Origin of the sequence: Allorhizocola rhizosphaerae (assembly GCF_003426775.1) — a bacterium.
GTDB lineage: Bacteria > Actinomycetota > Actinomycetes > Mycobacteriales > Micromonosporaceae > Allorhizocola > Allorhizocola rhizosphaerae.
The window spans coordinates 1-19322 of record NZ_QJUG01000006.1; the positions used below are offsets into that span (position 1 = coordinate 1).

Consider the following 19322-nt stretch of genomic DNA (forward strand, 5'->3'; position numbering starts at 1 on the left):
CGAGCTCGTGGTGCATCCGCTGCACCGGCGGCGCGGGCTGGGCCGGGCGCTGGTCACCGGCGCCGTCGAGGCGGCTGAGCGGGCCGATGCGGCGGGGCGGCTGCGGTTGTGGGCGCACGGCGATCACCCGTCGGCGAGCGCGCTCGCGCTGAGCCTGGGCCTCAAGCGCACCCGGGTGCTGTGGCAGATGCGCCGATCGCTGTTTGCCGAGCTGCCCGAGCTGGTGATGCCGGCCGGTGTGCGGCTGCGCCCGTTCGAGCCCGGCCGCGACGACGTGCCATGGGTCGAGCTGAACCGCACGGCGTTCGCCGACCACCCCGAGCAGGGCAAGTGGGAGCTGCGCGACCTGCGGCTGCGCATGTCCGAGCCGTGGTTCGACCCCAACGGGTTCCTGCTCGCCGAAGACCGCGAGCACCGCCTGCTCGGGTTCCACTGGACCAAGGTGCACGGGGAGCAGCAGGAGCACCTTCACGACCCGATCGGCGAGGTCTATGTGCTCGGCGTGCACCCCGACGCGGCAGGGATGGGCCTCGGCCGGGTGCTGACCGTCGCGGGCCTGCGCTACCTGCGGGCGCGCGGGCTGCATCAGGTCATGCTCTATGTTGACGAGTCCAACCGGCTGGCGACGACCCTCTATACCGGCCTGGGCTTCGCCCGCTGGTCCACGGACGTGTTGTTCATGAGGTCGGCCCTGTGAAGCGGGGCTGGCCCTGTGAAGCGGGGCTGGCCCTGTGAAGCGGGGCCGGCGCTGACTGGGTGATGCAGGGCGGCTCTGGCGGGGTGAAGGGAGGTCGGCAGTCACCCGTGAAAGCAAGGTCGGCCCCGACCGGGTGAAGCGAGGTCTTCCGCTATGCAATGAAGGGCGTCACTATCATTGCATGCGCGAGCCCTCGGCGGCCCCTGCGGAATTCGTGTCCTACGTGGACAGGCGACTGCGCCCGCTGGAGGCGGCCGCGCTGCGCCTGACCGACGACGAGGTGCAGGCCGAGCGGATCGCCCGCGACCTGCTCACGTTGGTGGCGTTGCGATGGTGGTGGCTTACCCGGTCGGACGCGCGGCGCGAGCTGAGCGCGGGCACATCAGCCGACTTCTATCTCACGAAACGCTTCCAGCAGGAGGCGGACGAGTTCGGGTACCCCCGGATGATTTTGAATCTCGACGCGGCAGTCACTGGCAGGCGGCGCCCGACCTTCATCGGCCCTCTGCCGATCTCAGACGAGGCCGCGTACATCTGGGAAACCGCGCGGCAACGGCTGCGCCGCAGGCTGCTGATCGCGGCCGCGATCGCAGGCGTGGTGACGGTCGCGGCAGTGTGCCGCAGGGGCGGATCGCAGGCCCAATCGCAGCAACCCCAGCAGCTGGAGCCGCCGCTCGTGCAGTCGACCGAGCTGCCACCGGGCGCGTTCATCCTCCCCGGCGGGGGGTTCGACACCGGGCAGATCGAGTCTCTCCCGGCCGAGCTGAAGTTCCCCGCCGCCCGCCCGCCGGCGCTGTCGGAGAGCCCCTTGCCGCGGGCCATACTGCTGGCCGGATCGCCCACATTGGACGAGGGTCGGGTGTATGCCTTGGCCGACAACGGCAACTGGCGCTATATCGACGCCGCGCCGGAGCGGGCCGGTGCCTGGATGAGCGCGGCGGCGCTGTCGCCTGCGGGCAAGCAGGCCGTGTTCGCCACGCCTGCGGCGACAGTGATAGTGGATCTCACGACCGGCGCGGCCAAGCCGGTGCCCGGCATCGCCCGGGTGGCGACCAGCCCGGTGTGGCTCAGCGAGCAGCAGCTCCTGCTCGGCAGGGACGCGCTGTTCGACGTGCCCGGCGGCCAGACCGGCCAGGCGCCCGCCGGTCCCGAGGACGCGATCACCCCGCGCCGGCGCGAGCCCGGCGACCGCACCACCACCCTCAGCGAGCTGCTCTCCGCGGGCCAGCCGCTGACCGCGCCCGCGCGGTTGCGCCAATGGCAACTGGACCAGAGCGACCCGCAGCCGGCCATCCGGCCACTCACCGGGCGCCTGGCCGACATCGTCGGGCGCTGGCAGGGCAACGGGTTCGGCTTCGGCGACGACCGTGTGACGCGCATGTGCCTGCCCGGCAACCTGGCCGGCCGGGCGCAGGCCAACGCGGCAATCGTGGTCATCACCCCGAAGACCGCGGAGGTGGTCAGGGCGCTGCTGATCGACACGTCCGTGTCGGGCGTTCCCGGCCTGCTGGGGTGGCTGGACGAACGCCGGGTGTTGCTCACCCTCGCCAAGGGCGGTTCCGGGGGGTACCAGCAAATCCTCGCGTGGGATCTGCTGAGCGACCGGATGACCCGGGTGTCGATGCTGGACTTCGCCGGAACGATCTCACTGCGCGACCTCTCCAGCGCACCTAGTTGATCATGAAGTTAAGGCGGCGACACCGCCGAACATTGACCTAAGTTCATGACCAACCGGAAGGGGGTGCTGGCTAGAACTCGGGCATGAAGGGCGATGAGACATCGCGGGTGACCGCGAGGATCTGTTCGAGGCTGTCGAATGTGGACAGCTCCGTCAGGGTCATGAGGGTGGGTGGAAGCATCGGGAGGCCCCCGGTCGAGTGCTCCTCCAGCGCGCGGGCCGGACTGATCCAGCGTGCCTGGTCGGCCTCGGCGGACGGCAGCTGCGGTTCCTGCCCCTCCGGCAGCGGCGCGAGATAGAACCACGTGTCGAAGCGGCGCGGCTCGAAGACGGGAGTGAGCCAGCGGTGCCACGGCACGAGGGACGAAGCCGGCAGGGTCACCCCGGTCTCCTCGAACACCTCGCGCACGGCCGCGTCGACGGGAGTCTCGTCCGGCTCCAGCGCGCCGCCCGGAAACGCCCACATGCCACCGAAAGCCATGCCGCGCAACCGCCGGATGAGGAACACGCTGCGGTCGGGCCGCAGCAGCACGACGGTCGCGGCCCGCCGCGGCACGGCTGGCTCGCGCCCGGACTCGCGGAACTCGCGTGCCTGGTCGGTCAGGCGCTTGAACAGCGCATCATCCAACATGGACGATCACCGCCTGGCCCTGCCCGACCCCGATGCACGCGGCGGCCACACCATATCCGCCACCGCGCTTGCGCAGATGGCGGCACAGGTCCACGATGATGCGCGGCGCGGATGCCCCCAGCGGGTGCCCGATCGCGATCGCGCCGCCGTTGACGTTGACCAGATCCGGCTTGACCCGGGGCAGTTCGTCGACGCAGCTGAGCACCATAGCGGCGAATGCCTCGTTGAGCTCCCACAGCGCGATGTCGTCAAACGACAGTCCGGCTTTTTGCAGGGCTTTGTGGATGGCGGGCACCGGGCCGAGCGAGAAACGCTCGGGTGACACGCCCGCCACCGCGCTGGTCACTATGCGCCCCAACGGCTGCACCCCCAGGGCGTCCACAGTGGACTGCGAGCCGACGATGACGGCGGTCGCGCCATCGTTGATGGGCGAGGAGTTGCCCGCGGTGACCGTGCCATCGGGCGTGAACGCGGGCTTGAGCGCAGCCAGCTTCTCCATGCTCGTGTCGGGGCGGATGCACTCATCGCTTTCCAAGCCGCCCAAGGGGATCAGGCCTTCGCGAGGAGCGGCCGCCGCCAGCTGATGCGAGCGCAGCGCCCACTCGTCCTGCGCCTGGCGCCCGATTCCCTTCTCCAGTGCGACTTTTTCGGCGGCAACACCGAGCGGCACTGTCCACTCCGGACTGAACCGCGGGTTGACCATGCGCCAGCCCAGGTGCGTGGCCCACAGCTTGACCTCGGGCGGGAACGGTACGTCGGGCTTGGGCATCACAAACGGGGCCCGCGTCATGCCCTCCACCCCACCGGCCACGATCAGCGAGGCGTCGCCCGCGTCGACCGCCCGTGCCGCCTGCACGATCGCCTCGGCCCCGGAGGCGCACAGCCGGTTGACCGTCGCGCCCGGCACGGTCACGGGCAGGCCGGCGAGCAGCGCGGCCATCCGGCCCACGTTGCGGTTGTCCTCGCCCGCGCCGTTGGCGTCGCCCAGGATCACGTCATCGACCTCGATCCCCGGGTATCGCCTGAGCAGCTCGATGACGGGCGCGGCGGCCAGGTCGTCGGTGCGCACGCCGGACAGCGCACCCTTGAACCTGCCGAACGGGGTGCGCACCGCGTCGATGAGGTAGGCCATGGCTAGAACCCCAGCATTGCGCGCAATCGGGCCGTGTCGGCTGCGAAGTCGCGCAGCGGCACACCGTCGATGCTCTTGATCGGCGCGATGCCCCGAATGCTCGACAGCAACCACACCGCGTCGACCGCGTGCAGCTCCTCGACTGTGATCATGCGCTCGGTCGCCTGGAGACCCATGGAAGAGGCGTTGTCGAGCGCGAAGCGGGCCGTGATGCCGGGCAGGATCCCGGTGGCCGCGGCCGGGACGGTCGCGAGCGAGGAACCCGACCGCCACACGAGCGACGACGTGGGGCCCTCCAACGCGAACCCGTCGGTGGACACCCACAGCGCGTCGTCGGCGCCCTTGGCCATCGCGTAACGCTGGGTGGCCATGTTGATCGCGTAGGACAGCGTCTTGGCCCCGGCCAGCAGCCACGGCGCGTCTTTGCGCGCCTCAACGGGTACCCCCAAAGAAAGGGTGTTGATCTTAATGCCGTTGTCGCGGGCGGCGATCGAGGCGGCGGGCACCGGATTGACGGTCGCGTATGCCGTCGGGGTGCCGAGGCTTTCTGACCCCCGGGTGAGCACCAGCTTGAGCACGCCCTCACGGTCACCCGGCCACGCGGAGCACGCCTGGGCAGCCAGCTCGCGCAGGGGCGGGAGGGTCAGGTCGAGCGTCGCGGCGGAGGCGGACATGCGGGCCAGGTGTTCGTCAAGCAGCCAGGGCCGGCCGGCGCGCACGTGGATGGACTCGAACACACCGTCGCCGCGGGTGAGGCCGAGATCGTCGGACTTGATGAACGGGGTGTCGGCGGGGATCAAGCCACGGCCGAGCACAGCGAGGACTGCCACAACTCGCATTATGATCGGTCCGTGTCCACCCTAGCCAACATGCTCCGGGAGCGGGGTCTGCGGTTGACACCGCAGCGGCAGCTCGTGTTGGAGGCGGTCCGCCGTCTCGGGCATGCCACACCGGAGCAGGTGCACGAGGCCGTCGTCGCGAACTCGCCCGGCGTGAACATCACGACCATCTATCGCACGCTGGAGCTGCTGGAGGAGCTCGACCTGATCACGCACGTGCACCTGTCGCACGGGGCGCTGACCTATCACTGGGCCAGCGAGGACCAGCACGTCCACCTGGTGTGCCGCAAGTGCGAGAGCGTGCAGGAGCTCGACGTGGCGGAATTGCGGCCGCTCGCCGCGCGTTTGCAAGAGCAGTACGGTTTCCGCCTCGACATCGCGCACGTCGCCCTGTTCGGCGAGTGCAAGGAGTGCCAATGATCACGGTAGGTCAGCTCGACCCGGCCTCGCCCGACGCGCCCGTCGCGGCACACTACGGCGACCCCATGCGCGAGCAGCGCCTGGACCAAGCCCTCGTCGACCGCTCGCATCGCGGGGTGCTCAAGCTCACCGGCCCCGAGCGGCTGACCTTCCTGCACAACCTCACCACGCAGCACCTGCTCTCGCTGGAGGACGGCCAGGCAACGCAGGCCCTGCTGCTCTCGCCGCACGGGCATATTGAGCACCATCTGTGGATCACGGCGTTCGACGACGCGCTGTGGGTCGACGTCGAGCCTGGTGCGCTTGCGCCGGTGCGAGACTTCCTGCTGAAGATGCGCTTCTTCACGAAGGTCGAGATCGAGGACGCGTCGCTGAAGGTCTACTCCACGCTCGGGTTCGAGCGGGGCGACGTGCTGCCCGTGCCGCCGGCCAAGTTCGCCACCGGTGTGGTTCCGGCCCGGCCCACGAGCCTTTATCCAGTCGAGTCTTTGCCGGGCGGGGGCTTCAAGCGCGGGCCCGACTATCTGGTTTTCGATGAGACGCAGCTGCCCGACCTCCCGCGCGCCGGGCTGTGGGCCTACGAGGCGCGCCGGGTGGCCGCGCGCGTCCCGCGTGCCGGGTTCGACACCGACCACCGCACCCTTCCGTCCGAAGTGGACCTGACAGGCGTGGCCGTGCACCTGGAGAAGGGCTGCTACCGGGGGCAGGAGACGGTCGCGCGGGTGCACCACCTCGGCCGGCCGCCCCGCGCGCTGCGCCTGCTGCACTTAGACGGCATCACCACCGACCATCTGCCCGCGCCGGGGACGCCCATCACGGTTTCGCAAAGGGCGGTCGGTTTCGTCGGCACGGCGGTCCGGCACTTCGAGCAAGGACCTATCGCCCTGGGCGTGCTAAAGCGAAAAATTTCCGGCGATGCCCCCCTCATTGCCGGAGAATCCACGGTTGCGGTTGAATCAGGGGATGACGACGACTGACGGCACACTGATCACCGTTGCCCCGACCGGCGCCGAATCGAGCAAGGCCGAGGTGCCCGCGTTGCCCGTGACGCTGGAGGAGCTGGTGGCGACTGCCGTGGAGTGCGAGTCGCTGGGCGCGTCCGTGATCCATGTACACATCCGCGACGCGGCTGCTGCTCCGACCCTCGACCTGGGGCTGCTGCGCGACACGGTCGCGGCCGTGCGCGCGTCGACCAACCTGATCGTCCAGTTGTCCACGGGCGGGTCCGTGCACGACCCGGAGTCGTCCCGCCTGGCCGTGCTTGAGGCGGCCCCCGACATGGCCAGCTGCACGATGGGCACGGTCAACTTCGGCGAGGACGTGTTCCTCAACCGCTGGGAGTTCATCGTCGACCTGCACACCCGCATGCAGGACCGAGAGATCGTGCCCGAATACGAGATCTTCGATCTCGGACACCTCTGGGCGCTGGAAAGACTTCTTGGCAAATACGGTTTGCCTTACGGCGGCCATGTCCACGTCGATTTTGTCATGGGGGTACCGGGTGGAATGCCCGGCACGCTCGAAGCCTTCGCCGCGTGCAAGGCCGCGCTCCCGCCCGATGCCACGTTTTCCGCGACCGGCATCGGCCGATACAGCCTGCCCGTGATGTTGACCTCACTTGGCGCGGGCGGGCACCTGCGCGTCGGCATGGAAGACACGCTGACCTACGCCAAAAGGCAGCCGGTCGAGTCGAATGGTCAGCTTGTGGCACGGGCTGCGGCTTTCGCCCGGCTCGCCCAGCGACCACCGCTCAACCCGGCTCAGGCGCGCGACCTGCTAAGCATTAAAGGGTGAAGAAGTATTCCGGTGGCGTGCCCCTGGTAGCGGTCGAGCGCAGCGGGTTCGACGAGAGCTGGCACCACGGCTCGGTCGTGGTGCTCTCGGCCGACGGCGATGTGCTGGCCTCCGCCGGTGACCCGATCGGCCCGATCTTCCCGCGCTCGTCGAACAAGCCGTTTCAGGCGATCGGCATGGTGCGCAACGGTTTGCGGGTTTCGACGCGCGATCTGGCGCTCGTCGCCGCCTCGCATTCTGCCGAAGACATGCACCTCGACGGCGTGCGCACGCTGCTGGCGTCGGCCGGGCTCACCGAGTCCGACCTGCGCTGCCCGCCGGTCGACGAGCAGCACGGCCCGATCCACATGAACTGTTCCGGCAAGCACACCGGCATGCTGCTCACGTGTGTCGCAAATGGATGGTCCATTCACGACTATTACGCGCCGTCCCACCCGTTGCAGCAGCGCATTCTCGCGACCATCGAGGAGTGCGCGAGCGAGTCGGTCGCGGCGGTCGGCGTCGACGGTTGCGGCGCACCGGTCGCGGCGTTCTCACTCACCGGGCTCGCGACCGGGTTCCTGCGCACGGCCACTCATGAGGTGGCCGACGCGATCCGGGCCTATCCGGAGATGATGAGCGGCACCGGGCGCGATGACGCGTTGCTCATGCGCGCGGTGCCGGGACTTTACTGCAAGGGCGGCGCGGAGGGCGTGTGGGCCGCGGCCGTGCCGGGGGTGGGAGCGGTCGCGCTCAAAATCGATGATGGCGCGCGCCGCGCGTGTGGCCCGGTCATGGTGTCGGCCCTCAAGCGCCTCGGCATCACCGCCGACCTGCCCCTCACTCCCGTCCTCGGCCGCGGGGCCCCCGTCGGCACCCTCCGCGCCCTGTGGTAGCCGGGCGCTCCAGCCCTCCCGGACGGTGTAGGTGCGCAGGTTCGGGTCGGCCGCGATCTGCGCGTCCGTGTACTTGATGGAGTCCCAATCCTCCTGCGAGTAAGTGCGTGTCTGATCGGCGTAATGGGGCGAGTTCGGGCGGGCCGGCCGCGAATAGGCCAGGATCTGATCGCGTTGAAAATCCCAGCGCGCTGAGGGCCGCCGTGAATCGAGATCGTGACATCCGCCCGAAGGGGGCGTAGGCGGTGCCCGAGCGCTTGCTGTGGCAAGCATCATGCTAACAATAGCTAGCACCCCAGCTCGTGGCGGACTAATGTCGATCGTGTGAGCGAGATTGGGGAATTCATCAAGGGGCTGCGGGAAAACGCCCGCATCTCGCTTCGCCAGCTCGCGGAACAGGCCAACATCAGCAACCCATATCTGAGCCAGATCGAGCGCGGCCTGCGCAAGCCGTCCGCCGAGGTGCTGGCCCAGATCGCGGCGGCGCTGCGGGTGTCGACCCCGATGATGTACCTCAAAGCCGGGCTGCTGGGCACCGACGACGACCAGGGTGTGCTCGCGGCGATCGCGGGCGATCCCATCCTGACCGTCGCGCAGAAGCAGTCCTTGACACAGATCTATCAGACGTTTGTGCGTGAGAACACCAGGGAGTCCCAGAATGAACCAGACCAAGACAAAGACTAAATACCCTAGCGCCGTCTACGCCGCCGCGGGCGTTGGCGACCTTGTGTACGCGCAGCTGCGCAAGCTGCAGGACAAGGCGGTCGCGTTCGGCAGCGAGCAGGCCCCGCAGTGGAAGCGGAAGGTGGCCGACCTGTCGGTGAAGGTCGACGCCGACAAGGTGCGTGAGTCGGTCGTGACCGGCACGCAGTTCGCCGCGCAGAAGGCCACCGAGGTCTACGACACGCTGGTCGCCCGGGGCGAGAAGGCGTTCGCCGCCGAGGAGCCCAAGGCCGACACGCCCACGACCGAGACGCCGAAGGCTGACGCACCCAAGGCCGACACGCCCAAGGCTCAGACCAACGGTGCGGCCGCTCCGAAGACCGCGCAGCCCACGGTTCCCGTGGCCCCCGTGGCCAAGAAGGCCCAGTCGCGCAAGCGCCCCTGATTCCGCAGCGGGAGTGCGCGGGCCGTTCAGTCCGTGCTTTCACCGCTTCGCGATAAAACTGGGCGATTCACGAGTTTGAGCGCACCCGTCGATGTATGTGGGCGGGTGCGCTTTAAGCTTTGAGGCATGGCCCTTGCTGCTGTTCCGCTTTTCTACGGGTGGGTTGAGTACTACCTGGACCTGGGCGTGTTCCTGTTCGCGATCGCCGTGATGGCGTGGGCGTTCATCCATGCGGCGATGCAGCGGGCGGACGCGTTCTCCGCGGTCAGCTCGCTGCGCAAGAACACCTGGCTCGGCATCCTCGGTGGGCTGCTCGTGGCCACACTGCTGTTCTGGTTCATCGGCGTGTTGCTGATCGTGATGTATATCGGCATCGCAGCGGCCGCCTACTATCTACTCGAAGTCAGGCGCGGGATAAAGGATGTGTCCGAGGGTTCCTGGTGAACGGCGGGCACGACCTGAGGTGGCCACCCCCGCCCGACGGCTTCCCGCGCCGGTTCGGCAAGCCGCGTAACTCCGCCCCCAGCACGGGCAAACCGAGCCCGCCCACGCTGCCGACCGAGGTGGTCGCCGCGCCGCACGGGGTCAAGCTGGAGCGCCTGATCACCGGCGTCGGCGAGCCGGTGACCGTGTTCGCGCACGGCCTGGGGCACGGCATCGCGGAGACCCGCCCACTGGGCAGTGGCGTGCGCGGCAAGCGCGTCTTCTTCCAGTTCCGCGGGCACGGCGACTCCGGCTCACCGCCCGGCGAGTGGGACTACGGCGATCTGGCACGCGACGTTCGCGCCATGGCCGACATGACGGGCGCGACGCACGCCCTCGGCGTGAGCCTCGGCGCGGGCGCGCTGTGCCGGCTGCTGGCCGAGACCCCGGACCGGTTCGCCAAGGTGGTCTTCTTCCTCCCGGCCGTGCTCGACCGGCCGCGGCCCGACGCCGCCCGCGCGAAGCTCGCCGATCTGCTCGAAGCGATCAACAGCGGTGATGTCACGGCGGTGGCCAATGCCGTGGTCGACGAGATCCCGCCCTCGCTGCGCAACGGCTCCTCGGGTTGGGCCTATGTGCGGCAGCGCATCAACAACCTGATGAACACCGGTCTGAGCACCGGGCTCCTCACGCTGCCGGACCAGATCCCGGTACCGAATAAAGAACTTCTGAAAGCGGTCACGGCGGAGGCGCTGGTCATCGGCTGCCTCGGGGACGACCTTCATCCCAGCTCGGTGGCCGTGGAGCTGGCCGAGGTGCTGCCCGACGCCACGCTGCACATCTACAACCGGCCGTCGGTGCTGTGGCATGAACGGCTTGACCTTCGCGAGCGGGTGAGTACCTTCTTGAATTCATGAGGACCAAGGCCGTCGCGCTCGTCGCCGCGCTGTTTGTCGTCACGGCCGAGCTGCTGCGGGCCTGTGGTCCCCTGCTCGACGGCGTGGCCGGGGTGGTCGGCATCCCGCCGGCCGCGGCCGTCGCGATCGGACTTTTCATCCTGCCGGGTGCGTTGTTGGTCACCCTGCGTCGCGCGTCGCTGCCCGGGATGATTGTCTTCCTTTTTCTGGTACGGGTTACGGCCCAGTTCGCGCCCAACGTTGCCATCGTGGGGGCCGGTGCCGTGCTCGGGCTGGTCGCGCTGGCGCTCGCGGTGCAGCGCGCCGCCGACGCCCCGACCGCCGGGATGGGCCTGCTGGCCGGAGGCGTGCTCGACCTCGCGATCCGGTCGGTGACCATGACGTGGGATCCGATTTGGACCGGGCTGTGGGGCCTGCCCATGGTCTCGCTGGTGATCCTCGCGCTGTGGATGTCGCTCGCGGTGAAGGCGCCCACGCAGGCGACGCTCGGGCGCACGTGGGCGGTCGGCGCCTACCTGGGGCTGTGGACCACGACGATCGGCAATCCGGCCTTCGTGGCGTCGCAGTCGGGGCTCGCCCTGCAACTGTCCATTGTGGTCATAATGGCCGGGGCCGTGGTCGGGTTCGAGCTGGTCCGGCGCGCTTCGCTGCTCCCGCTGATGGGCCTGCTCGCGTTGGTGGCACTTCCGGCCGGGGTGTGGCTGGCGTGGTGGCGCGGTGATTCCGTGAGCCTGGCCGGGGTGGTGCTGGTGCAGCTTGCGGCGGCCGTGGCGGTGACCCGGGCCGTGGCGATGCCCGGCCGGGTCGGCTCCACACTGCTCGGGCTGGTGTGGGTGGTGCCCGTGTTGTTGTTCCAGCTGCATTATGAGGGGCCGTTGCCGTTGGACAATCGGCTCATCGTGGTGGCGGTGGCGGTCGTGGTGGGCCTTGCCGGTGCCGGGCGGCGGGTTCCCGTCGCTTCCGCGGCGGCGCGGATCGACCCGCCGCAGCCGGGCATCATCGAGGTGGTGCGGCCCCGGCTCGCCGAGCTGGTGCAGCCGGTGACGGTCGCGCTGGCGTTGCTTTTGCTCATACCCCTTGGGTTTCTCATGGTCAGGCAGGAGGCCCAGGCCGCGCAGCCGACGGGCGCGATGCTGCGCCTGCTGAGCTGGAACGTCAAATACGGGCGCGACGACGCGTCCGGCGCGGTCAACCCGAGCCAGATCGCGGCCGCGGTCCGCGACGCCGAGGCCGACGTGGTCGTGCTGCAGGAGGTCAGCCGGGGTTGGGCGATCGGAGGCGGGCTCGATCTGGCGTCCTATCTGGGCCGCGAGCTGGACATGGAGTTTCACTGGGCGCCCGCGGCGGATCGGCAGTTCGGCAATCTGCTGCTTGTGCCGCGCGGCACGGAGGTCGGCTTCTCGCACGCGACGCTGCCGTTCGGGCAGGGTCCAATGTGGAGGTCCTATCTGCGGGCGCGGGTCGGCGGGTTCGACATCGTGGCCACCCACCTGACCCACCACAAGAAAAACACGCCCACCCGGCTGGCGCAGATCGAGACCATCCTGCGGGAGAAGCCCGACATCGTGGTGGGGGACCTGAACTTCTGGCCCACCTGGGACGAGCGGCGCGCGTTCGCGGCGGCCGGATATGTGTCGGCACAAGACTTTTTGGGGCAGGGCGCAAAGTTCACCTCGCCCACGAGCACCCCGACCAATCGCGTGGACTGGCTTTTCGGGTCAGCCCAGATAAGATTCCTCGGCTTCGGGGTGCGCGACCACATCAAGGCGTCGGACCACTTCCCGATCGTCGGCGTCATCTCACGCTGACTCGCGCAGCACCAGCCTGGTCGGCAGGATCAGCGACGTGGGCTCGCCGCCGCCGAGCAGGGCGACCAGCATGCGCGCCATCTCGCTGCCCATCGCGCGAATCGGCTGGTTGACGGTGGTCAGTGGGGGAGCGGTGTGCCGCGCCCACGGAAGGTCGTCAAACCCGACCACGGCGACATCGTCGGGCACGCGCCGCCCGGCCTCGCGAAGCGCGCGCAGGGCACCGGCCGCCATGTTGTCGGACTGGGCGAACACGGCATCAAGGTCGGGATGGGCGTGCAGGAGCGACTGCATCGCCTGGTATCCGCCGGATTCGAGGAAGTCGGCGTGCATCACGACCGGGTCGGCGCCGCCGCCCAGCGCGTCGAGGCAGCCGCTGAGCCGGGCGTGCGTGACCTCGTTGTCCACCGGGCCGGTGATGGTGACGATGCGCTGGCGCCCCTGCACGAGGAGGTGCTCGACCGCTTTGCGGGCACCGCCCCGGTTGTCGGCGTCGACGAAATAGCGCGGCTCGCCGTCCATCGTCCGTCCACCGTAGACAGTGGGCGCGCCCGACTCCTCCGCCAGGCGGCACAGCGGATCGGCGCCGGGCAGGGCGAGCAGCATGACGCCGTCGAGCTGGCCCGAGCGCAGCCGGCGCAGCAGGCGGGTGCGGGCACGTTCGTTGGCGCCGAGCATGAGCATCAGTTCGAGGTCGGTCTCGGCGAGCACGGCGTTGATGCCCACGATGACCTCGGCGAAGAACGGGTCCTCGGACAGCCGGGGGTCGTCGGCCTCGCCCGAGACGACCAGCGCGACCGTCTCGTGGGTGCGGGTGACCAGGCTGCGTGCTGCCTGGTTGGGGACATAGCCAAGCTCGCGCACCGCCTTGAGCACCGCGGCACGGGCCGCGGCGCTGACGTATGGCTCGTCATTGACCACGCGTGATGCGGTGCCACGAGAGACACCGGCGAGCGCCGCGACCTGCTCGATAGTGGGCCGGCCACGTTTCACGGCTTAAAGTTAAATGGAACTGGGAGCGCTCCACAAGAGACCTTTACACAGCTCGGATAGACGTTTATGGTCGTCTCTGGGAGCGCTTCCAAAGTTAGGGGCTGGACGAGGCGCACGGGCCTTGTCATGCCTATGAAAGTTGGTGTGGATCAAAGTATCCGCGTGTTCAGCGGTGGGTGCTTCCAGAAAGTGGTTTCTGGGAGCGCTCCAGGTTGGAGAGTGTAAATGGTTACGTTGCAGGCCGTAGCCGATGCAGCAGGGGTTTCATGTAGCACAGTGTCACGAGTGCTCAACGACAAGCCGCGGGTCAGCCCGTCCACTCGAGCCCGGGTGCGGCGGGTCATCGAGGAGATGGGTTACCGTCCAAACCCGGCGGCGCAACAGCTCGCGTCCAGGCGTCTCCGTCCGGATTAGAGGAAGACGCACTCATAGACCGAGGCGCGCTTCGGTGCGCGGCGGCGCAGTAGGGAGGCGCCGTCTCGCGGGCGCGTTTCAGGTGCGCGGCGGTGGGTGCGGCCGCCGCGCGTCGCGTCAGAGTTCAAAAGCGTTTTGTTTGTATGCGTTTTCGTGTTGCGGGTCGCCGTTTCAAAGCGCGTTTTCGTGTCGCGGGGCCGGCCTTGCAGGGTGCGTTTTCGTGTTGTGGGCCAGCCGTTTCAGGGTGCGTCTTCGTGTTGTGGGCCAGCCGTTTCAGGGTGCGTCTTCGTGTTGCGAGCCGGCCGTTTCAGGGTGCGCCTTCGTGTTGCGGGGCCGGAGTGCGCAGCCGGTCGGCGCGTTTGCCGCGGGCCAGCTCGGTGCCGAGCGCGTCGAGCCGCTGGCTCCAGAATCGCTCCAGCCAGCGGTTCACCTCCTGGAGCGGCTCGGTCTCCACCGCGTAGAGCCGGCGCACCCCGTCGGCGCGGACCCGGGCGAAGCCGTTGTCACGCAGGACGCGCAGATGCTGCGACACAGCCGGTTGCGAGATGCCGAACTCCTCCTGCACCACCGCGCCGACCTCCCCGGCAGACCGCTCGCCGTCGGCGAGCAGTTCCAAAATCCGTCGCCGGACCGGATCGCCGAGGACGTCGAATGCGTGCACGCACCAATCGTATCACTCACTGCTTATATAAGCGTCATGCAATGATTGGTTGGGTTGCCGCCCCGGCGGGTAGTCCCTCGCGATGGACCCTGGAGTGGTGATCCCGGTGATCGCGATCTTGATAGTCGTGGGGATCGCCATCTCCCTGGAGCGCACTGCCCGGCGCAGGCGCAAGGGCGGAAAGTAACTGTATAACGCTCGCCAGCTGCATTGACCAATTGACAGGCGTGTTTGCCGGGGATTACGGTCTCGCGTGAGAGCGCTCTCTCAACCGTCCCCCAGGGAGCAGCCATGCGTCTACTGAAGATCTCGCTCGCGGTCGGCGTCGCCGTGGCGGCGGCACTGACCGGCATCTCGCCCCCGTCCGCCCATGCCGCCGTGATCGGCGTCGGGGCGGGCAGCTACCGCACCGACCGCCCGGCCGGGACCGTCGGACCGTCCAACGCGGACGGTGCACCGGTCACGCCCAAGGTCACCGCCGCGATGGCGGGCCGGCCGGTGCCGACCAATGACTGGTGGTCCTCACTGGTCTGGCAGCGCTACGCGGGCAACCCGTACTCCGAGAACATGTACGCCCACCCGCTCACCTTCCACGCCTACGCCGACGGACTGGGCGTGGGCTATCCGACGGCCGGTTCGATCACCCCCGACGGTCGCACCTATGAACACATCCACACCAACGATCTGCGCGTCGGCGTGACTGGTCTCAACGCACCGCGCACCGAGGTTGACGGCTGGGGCGACTGGCACGTCAGTCCACGATGGACGGACGGCGCCCGCACGCTGCGCGCGACGATCGCGCACGGCAGTCCCTACGTCTACGCGACCGTCAGCGGGGGCACCGGCCGCGTCGACTTCCTTGGCAGTGCAACGGTTTTCGCCAACTCCGGCACGGTCGTCGGAGTCACCATCAACGGGCACCACTATGGCCTGTTCTCCACGTCGCCGTGGAGCGTCTCGGGTGGTTTCGCCACGACCGCGGCCTCGGCCTACTCCGTCGCGATCCTGCCCGGCACCGGTGCGCTTGCGCTCTACAACGCCTACGCCCGCAATGTCATCACCGGCACGAGCGTGTCGTGGGCCTACGATCCGGCAGGCGGCACCGTCACCACCAATTATTCAATAATCACAAGCCCTTCAGGGGGTACCCTGACGGCGCTCTACCGCCACCAGTGGTTGACCACCACGAGCCCGTTGACCGCACACACCTATGTATCGCCCAGAGGGCAGATGCGGGTCCGCGAAGGATCCTCGTTCACCACCGTGAGCCGGTTCAACGGCGTGCTGCCCGCGCTACCCGTGGCCGCGGACGCGGACAGGGTCCGGTTGCGTGCCGAGATCGATGCGGTGTTGGCCGAGCCGGACAGGTTCCAGGGCGCGACGGACACGTACTGGACCGGCAAAGCGTTGTGGCGCTTGGCTGCGCTCGTGCCCGTGGCCAATCAGATCGGGCACGCGGCGGCGCGCGATCAGCTGCTCGGACTGGTGAAGGGGCGGCTCGCGGAATGGCTGGCCAGCGGCGGGTCGGGACAGTTCATGCTCGACGAAACCTGGGACACGCTCATCGGGTACCCGGCATCATACGGTTCTGATAGCGAACTCAACGATCACCACTTCCATTACGGGTACTTCGTGCTCGCGGCCTCGATTGTGGCGCAGCACGATCCGGCGTGGGCGAGCGCTGCGCAGTATGGTGGGATGGTCAAGCTGCTGGTGAAGGACCCGGCCAACTACGAGCGCGGCGACGCGCGATTCCCGTTCCTGCGCAACTTCGACCCGTATGCGGGACACTCGTGGGCTTCCGGGCACGCGGGTTTCGCGCACGGCAACAATCAAGAATCCTCAAGCGAGGCCATGATGTTCGCCACCGCAATGGTCCTTTTCGGACAGGCGACGGGTGACAGCGCACTGCGCAATGCCGGGATCTACCTCTACACGACCGAGCGTGATTCCATCGGGCAGTATTGGTTTGATGTCGACAACGCCGTGTTTCCGAGCTCCTACGGGCACGACACGCTGGGCATCGCGTGGGGCGCGGGCGGGGCATATGCCACGTGGTGGACGGCCAATCCGGAGGAGATTCACGGCATCAACATGCTCCCGATCACGGGTGGCTCCCTCTACAGTGGACAGTGGAAAGCCGACATCACGGCGAACATCAACGAGATGCGCGCGTCCAACGGTGGCCAGGAAACCGAGTGGAGAGACATCATTTGGGGTTACCTGGCCATGGCCGACCCGGCCGCGGCGCACTCCCTGTGGCTCGGGGCGAATCCGGCGCCAGAGTGGGGCGAGAGCAGAGCGCACACGTACCACTGGATTTCCGCCCTGCGCGGCTGGGGAACCCCGTCCACCACGATCACCGGCAACACGCCCACGTCGGCGGTTCTCGGCAACTCTACATATATAGCGTTCAACCCGGGATCGACGGCCATAACGGTAACGTTCAGCAATGGGCAGACGCTCGCCGTGCCGGCCCGAGCCATGGCCTGGCGCGGTCCGGCGGGTAGCGGGGTCGAATACCCGGGCGGCGGCACGACGACTCCGCCGTCTTCTCCACCGCCCACGTGCGCCAACCCGTTGTCCGGCAACACGTTCTCGCTCGGCGCAGCGGGCTCGGCGACGATACCGTCGGCGGGCGAGCAAAACTGGGACGGCACCCCGCATAATCCCGTCACCTTCAACACGTGCGGCGTGAACGGGGCCTATGTGGGCGGTGCGACCTCGTTCGACCTGTTCCTCGACGCGGGCACGGTGGTGGCCAACGGCACGCAGGTGCGCGTCTCGTACGACTTCACGGGCGACAACACGTGGGATCGCGTCGACACATACCGCTACTTCGCGACCGACCCGGTTGTGGGCTGGGAGCACTACACCCAGTCGGCGGGCTTGCGTTCGTCGTCCGGCACACTCGCCTCGTTCAGCAATGGCAAAGTGCGCGTTGAAGTCTGGAACGCCATCGGCAACGGCCCCACCACACTGGGCACCGCCAACCAGTCCTACGTCCGCCTTCCGTTCTGAACGCACCGTTGATGGGATGCCTGCGTCGCCTACCGTGCGGCGCAGGCACTTCCCATCTTTCAAAACGGGTAGTTCGATGAGTGTTGGCCTGCACCGAACGACAGCCGCCCGCCAACGGGCATCCTCAAGGTGATGGCCGAAGCCGCCCAGGACTGGCACGGCGAGCTGGTCTATCCCGTCGAGCGGCACGAAATCCGATACGCTCGAACTCTAGGAAGTTATCCACAAGGGTCGTGTTATCCACAGGAGGCCACGGCAAGGCCACGGCTTTCTACGCCTCGGGGCTTTAGGCTCAAAGCACCTGAGGGAGGAAGAGGACCCATGACACAGACAGCGGTGCGACCCATGCACGAAGCCTGGACACATGATCATTGGACCGAGGAAGAGCTGGCAAAGCTCCCGCAGGATCACGGCAATCGCTACGAGATCATCGACGGGAGACTCTACGTGACACCCCCTGCCGGCGAATTGCACAATGCCCCCGGGGCTCGCCTGATTGCGCTACTTCTCACGGCCGCGCCACCTGGATGGCGGGTTCTCTACGAGATCGGGCTCCGGATCGGGAAGCACCTGCTCATCCCCGATCTCGTCGTGCTGCCGCCCGGGACACCGACTGCGGACAAGGGCTACAACGACGTCAAGGTGGTCCAGCCTGCGCTTGTCATCGAGATCGCCAGCGCGTCCACCGAGACGATTGACAAGGGCACCAAGATGGTGGCCTATGCCACGGGTGGCATCCCGTCCTATTGGCGGATGACCAGGGAAGGAGTCCTTCATCTGCATCATCTGGTGACCGACGGGCAATATGGCCTGCTGGCCACCGTGCGGCCGGGTGAGGAATACAAGGCGATCGTCCCGTTCCCCGTGGTGCTTGAGCCGTCCAAGCTGGGTGCCTAGGCAGAGGCGCGGATGACGAGTTCGGTGGGGAGCACAACGGAGTCGGGGATGGTTTCACTGATGGCCAGGCGGAGCAGTTGGCGGGCCATCTCGCGGCCGAGGCCGTCGATGGGCTGGCGCACGGTGGTGAGGCTGGGCTCGCTGTACTTGGCGAGGTCGATGTCGTCGAAGCCGACCACCGCCACGTCGTCGGGCACGTGGCGGCCGTGTTCCTTGAGCACCTTCATGGCGCCGTGGGCCATCAGGTCGGAGGCCGCGAAGACGGCGTCCAGCTGGGGGTCGTCCTGCAGCAGCTGGCGCATGGCCACCGCGCCCGAGTCGCGGGTGAAGTCGCCCACCGCGACGATCGAGCGGCGATCGCTGTCGCGCAGTTCCTCGCGATAGCCGTTGAGCCGGTCGATGCCGGCGACCATGTCCTGCGGGCCGGCGATGGTGGCGATCCGGGTGCGGCCGGTGTCGAGCAGATGGCGCACGGCCTGCCGGGCCCCGCCCACGTTGTCGACATCCACATAAGGCACGCGCACCCGGCCGAGCGGCCGCCCCCCGCACACCACGGGCACACCCATGCGGGCCAGCGTGCCGGGCAGCGGGTCGGCCCCGTGCATCGACGCGATCAGCACCCCATCCACGTGCCGGGCCAGCGCGTAGCGCTCGATCCGGTCGTGCGAGGCGGCCGACCCGGCGAGCATGAGCACGAGCTGCTTGTCGGCGGCCTCCATCTCCTGCCCGACTCCGCGGATGATCCCTGGGAACAGCTGGTCGTCGGAGAACACCCGCGCCGTCCACTCCGGCAGCACCAGCGCGAACGAGTCGGTTCGCTGGGTGACCAGCGAGCGCGCCGCCTGGTTGGGCACATAGCCCAGCTCCTCGATCGCGCGCTGCACGGCGACCCGGATCGGCTCGGCGACGGTCGGCGACCCGTTGACCACCCGGGAGACCGTGGCTCGGGACACCCCCGCGTGCGCGGCGACCTGCTCAAGCGTCGGCCTGCCCACCATCGTGCCTCCCGTTGCC

At 68.3% G+C, this 19322-nt stretch carries 19 protein-coding genes and 2 pseudogenes; 14 read left to right on the forward strand and 7 right to left on the reverse strand.

The genetic code is table 11. From position 1 onward, the window contains the following. Both mshD and DM816_RS02055 read left to right on the forward strand, forming a co-directional pair. The coding region (gene mshD, locus DM816_RS02050; RefSeq protein WP_117208320.1) for a mycothiol synthase at positions 1-697 on the forward strand (697 nt) is incomplete at its 5' end. 181 nt (positions 698-878) lie between these two features. Beyond that, positions 879-2375, forward strand: coding sequence for a hypothetical protein (locus tag DM816_RS02055; RefSeq protein WP_117208321.1), 1497 nt, complete (start codon positions 879-881; stop codon positions 2373-2375). Between the two features lie 70 nt (positions 2376-2445). Here the strand turns inward: DM816_RS02055 and DM816_RS02060 are convergent, their stop codons facing one another. From DM816_RS02060 to DM816_RS02070, 3 genes are read right to left on the reverse strand one after another with little or no spacing between them, the layout of a single operon-like run. Further along, entirely contained in the window at positions 2446-3006 is a 561-nt protein-coding gene (locus tag DM816_RS02060; RefSeq protein WP_117208322.1) for an NUDIX hydrolase, read from the reverse strand. Next, positions 2996-4138 (reverse strand): thiolase family protein, encoded by a 1143-nt coding sequence (locus DM816_RS02065; RefSeq protein WP_117208323.1) that lies wholly within the window; start codon positions 4136-4138, stop codon positions 2996-2998. Before DM816_RS02065 ends, DM816_RS02060 begins: the two co-directional genes overlap by 11 nt. 2 nt (positions 4139-4140) lie before the next feature. Then, positions 4141-4977 carry an aminotransferase class IV gene (locus DM816_RS02070; protein ID WP_117208324.1) on the reverse strand — a complete coding sequence of 279 codons (837 nt, stop codon included), beginning with the start codon at positions 4975-4977 and terminating at the stop codon, positions 4141-4143. 30 nt (positions 4978-5007) lie between these two features. Here DM816_RS02070 and DM816_RS02075 point away from each other — a divergent pair, with 30 nt between their 5' ends. Genes DM816_RS02075 through DM816_RS02090 form a run of 4 tightly spaced genes read left to right on the forward strand, consistent with a single transcriptional unit; the run spans position 5008 to position 8066 of the window. After that, positions 5008-5397 carry a Fur family transcriptional regulator gene (locus DM816_RS02075; RefSeq protein WP_117208325.1) on the forward strand — a complete coding sequence of 130 codons (390 nt, stop codon included), beginning with the start codon at positions 5008-5010 and terminating at the stop codon, positions 5395-5397. Further along, on the forward strand, positions 5394-6374 hold the full coding sequence (gene ygfZ, locus DM816_RS02080; protein WP_117208326.1) for a CAF17-like 4Fe-4S cluster assembly/insertion protein YgfZ: 981 nt from the start codon (positions 5394-5396) through the stop codon (positions 6372-6374). The genes DM816_RS02075 and ygfZ overlap by 4 nt, the downstream gene beginning before the upstream one ends. Continuing rightward, the gene (locus tag DM816_RS02085; RefSeq protein ID WP_117208327.1) at positions 6361-7191 is read left to right on the forward strand and encodes a beta-keto acid cleavage family enzyme; all 831 of its coding nucleotides are present in this window, start codon (positions 6361-6363) and stop codon (positions 7189-7191) included. Before ygfZ ends, DM816_RS02085 begins: the two co-directional genes overlap by 14 nt. Beyond that, the gene (locus DM816_RS02090) at positions 7188-8066 is read left to right on the forward strand and encodes an asparaginase (RefSeq protein ID WP_117208328.1); all 879 of its coding nucleotides are present in this window, start codon (positions 7188-7190) and stop codon (positions 8064-8066) included. The genes DM816_RS02085 and DM816_RS02090 overlap by 4 nt, the downstream gene beginning before the upstream one ends. Before the next feature lie 15 nt (positions 8067-8081). Here the strand turns inward: DM816_RS02090 and DM816_RS45450 are convergent. Further along, positions 8082-8234, reverse strand: a pseudogene (locus DM816_RS45450) (penicillin acylase family protein); the annotation flags it as partial. A gap of 156 nt (positions 8235-8390) precedes the next feature. On the opposite strand from DM816_RS45450, the pseudogene DM816_RS02095 reads away from it, so the two are divergent. From DM816_RS02095 to DM816_RS02115, 5 genes and pseudogenes are all read left to right on the forward strand, one after another. Continuing rightward, positions 8391-8714 (forward strand): annotated as a pseudogene (locus tag DM816_RS02095) (helix-turn-helix domain-containing protein); the annotation flags it as partial. 10 nt (positions 8715-8724) lie between these two features. Further along, positions 8725-9174 (forward strand): dihydrolipoyllysine-residue succinyltransferase component of 2-oxoglutarate dehydrogenase complex, encoded by a 450-nt coding sequence (locus DM816_RS02100; RefSeq protein ID WP_162907010.1) that lies wholly within the window; start codon positions 8725-8727, stop codon positions 9172-9174. 126 nt (positions 9175-9300) lie between these two features. Then, positions 9301-9618, forward strand: coding sequence for a DUF2516 family protein (locus DM816_RS02105; protein ID WP_117208331.1), 318 nt, complete (start codon positions 9301-9303; stop codon positions 9616-9618). Then, entirely contained in the window at positions 9615-10514 is a 900-nt protein-coding gene (locus DM816_RS02110) for an alpha/beta fold hydrolase (RefSeq protein ID WP_117208332.1), read from the forward strand. The genes DM816_RS02105 and DM816_RS02110 overlap by 4 nt, the downstream gene beginning before the upstream one ends. Then, on the forward strand, positions 10511-12322 hold the full coding sequence (locus DM816_RS02115; RefSeq protein ID WP_117208333.1) for an endonuclease/exonuclease/phosphatase family protein: 1812 nt from the start codon (positions 10511-10513) through the stop codon (positions 12320-12322). The genes DM816_RS02110 and DM816_RS02115 overlap by 4 nt, the downstream gene beginning before the upstream one ends. Here the strand turns inward: DM816_RS02115 and DM816_RS02120 are convergent. Then, on the reverse strand, positions 12314-13315 hold the full coding sequence (locus tag DM816_RS02120) for a LacI family DNA-binding transcriptional regulator (protein ID WP_117208334.1): 1002 nt from the start codon (positions 13313-13315) through the stop codon (positions 12314-12316). The genes DM816_RS02115 and DM816_RS02120 overlap by 9 nt on opposite strands. A gap of 225 nt (positions 13316-13540) precedes the next feature. Between DM816_RS02120 and DM816_RS02125 the strand changes: the two genes are divergently transcribed. Further along, the gene (locus DM816_RS02125; RefSeq protein WP_117208335.1) at positions 13541-13729 is read left to right on the forward strand and encodes a LacI family DNA-binding transcriptional regulator; all 189 of its coding nucleotides are present in this window, start codon (positions 13541-13543) and stop codon (positions 13727-13729) included. A 307-nt stretch (positions 13730-14036) separates the two neighbouring features. Here the strand turns inward: DM816_RS02125 and DM816_RS02130 are convergent, their stop codons facing one another. After that, positions 14037-14390, reverse strand: coding sequence for an ArsR/SmtB family transcription factor (locus DM816_RS02130; protein ID WP_117208336.1), 354 nt, complete (start codon positions 14388-14390; stop codon positions 14037-14039). A 291-nt stretch (positions 14391-14681) separates the two neighbouring features. Here DM816_RS02130 and DM816_RS02135 point away from each other — a divergent pair, with 291 nt between their 5' ends. Beyond that, on the forward strand, positions 14682-17411 hold the full coding sequence (locus DM816_RS02135) for a glycosyl hydrolase (RefSeq protein ID WP_117208337.1): 2730 nt from the start codon (positions 14682-14684) through the stop codon (positions 17409-17411). 321 nt (positions 17412-17732) lie between these two features. After that, positions 17733-18308, forward strand: a complete 576-nt coding sequence (locus tag DM816_RS02140; protein WP_162907011.1) for a Uma2 family endonuclease — start codon at positions 17733-17735, stop codon at positions 18306-18308. On the opposite strand, the gene DM816_RS02145 is transcribed toward DM816_RS02140, so the two are convergent. Then, positions 18305-19306, reverse strand: a complete 1002-nt coding sequence (locus DM816_RS02145) for a LacI family DNA-binding transcriptional regulator (RefSeq protein ID WP_117208339.1) — start codon at positions 19304-19306, stop codon at positions 18305-18307. The genes DM816_RS02140 and DM816_RS02145 overlap by 4 nt on opposite strands. Positions 19307-19322 lie beyond the last annotated feature (16 nt).